Below are 1,594 nucleotides of genomic sequence, written 5' to 3' on the forward strand. Positions count from 1 at the left end.
CTTACTGTGGACGGTGAAGGATTTATCCTTTCTGGAAAATAACTACGGCACGATGCCCGTGGCAGAGCTTGCCACCATTCTGAAACGTACCCCGGGAGCGGTAGGACTGATGGCCGACAGACTGGGCTGCCGTGGCAAGAAAAGCCTCCCCTGGAGCGAAGCGGAAATGGAGATAATCCGCCATTACTATTCACAGGGGGTAGAGGCTGAAGAACTGACCCGGCTGCTTCCGGGCAGAAGCGTCAGCGCGATATTTTCACGGGCCGTCATTTTAGGCGTGCAGAGTGGTCGATTCTGGCGTGAAGACGAACTTCGTATTCTTAAAGAACAATATCCGGTGGTAGGTATTGAAGTCATGCGACAACTGCCAGGCAGAAATGAAGTCGCCGTCCGGCTGATGGCGAGGCGGCTCGGCCTGAAGAAATCCAGTGACAGTAAGGCTGGATTTCGACCGTGGAGTGATGAGGACTGGGCGAAGCTTGAGAAAAATATGCATCTCAGTATTGCTGAACAGCAGGCTACGTTGTTTCCTGACAGAAGCTGCAGAGGAGTGGAAAAAGCGCGGGAGCGACTGCTTCGCAGAAAAAGGAACGCCACGACCAGCAAGTAAATGCAGTTACGACATATTCAGGAAGTATGTACTTTTTGTGTCGATACCTGAGAGAAAATACATTCTTTATTTCCAGACTGTTGATTTATTTTTTGTTGCGCACTGAAAAGAATATTTCAACCTTGCCGAATAATAATGGTGAGACATAATTTATCTTATTGTCATAAGTTACTCCCAGTGTGACGGCTTAACCCGTGGTAAAAATATGATGGCGTATTATTTCATGCTACCGGCAGCAGATGATATTTTGTTGCTGGCAGTGATGTTATCGTTACTGATAATGTCTGCGTATATTGGTCGTTATTTGAATTATTCCCGTGATAAATCCCGTGCTGGTGGCGATATTATTATCACCGCAGGAACGCTCTCATTAAGCGTGCTGCTTATCGGATTCGCCTTTTCGGTATCAATTAATGGATTTACCACGCTGAAACAGGCCCAGGTCAGAGAAGCGCAGACCATCGAAAAAGCGTGGCAGTACAGTCTGTTATTACCCGCATCGGCTCAGCCGAAAGCGCAGGAACTGCTGCGTAAATACCTCGACCAGCGGATTCATTTTTTCAGGGATAATTCGCTGCAGGGCGGGCGAAGCTGGAACCAGCTGTCAGAGGGCAGCCAGCAGCAGCTCTGGGGGCTGGCGGTCTCTGAGGCCAAGCACAGTACCCTGCCGGTGATGGACTCGCTCCTGACGGCATACAGTGAGCTGAGAGTATCACAGCAGCAGACGACTGCTGTCTCTCAGCGCAAGCTCCCCGATGCGGCATGGCTGGTGATCATTGTCTTCGCCATGGTGGCCTGCTGTCTGACCGGGCGTCAGCAGCGGCAGGGACATTCTCTGCTGGTCCTGCCGGTGATGATTTCGCTGTCACTGTTCCTGGTGGCGGAAATCGATACGCCCGGCGAGGGCATCATTCGCGTCACGCCGGATGACCTTGAACACATGGCCTTTACGCTGCCCCCCGTTAATACTGGAGTTAAGCATGA

At 51.1% G+C, this 1,594-nt stretch carries 2 protein-coding genes; both read left to right on the plus strand.

Annotated features, from left to right (window positions below; translation table 11 throughout):
• Positions 1-610, plus strand: a 610-nt coding sequence (locus tag AAIR21_RS27655; RefSeq protein WP_434682805.1) for a hypothetical protein, incomplete at its 5' end; no start/stop codon positions are given.
• A gap of 205 nt (positions 611-815) precedes the next feature.
• A partial coding sequence (locus tag AAIR21_RS27660; RefSeq protein ID WP_434682807.1) for a hypothetical protein occupies positions 816-1,594 on the plus strand: 779 nt, incomplete at its 3' end.

This window comes from Enterobacter sp. PTB, from assembly GCF_051130085.1.
Taxonomy (GTDB): Bacteria; Pseudomonadota; Gammaproteobacteria; order Enterobacterales; family Enterobacteriaceae; genus Enterobacter; species Enterobacter ludwigii.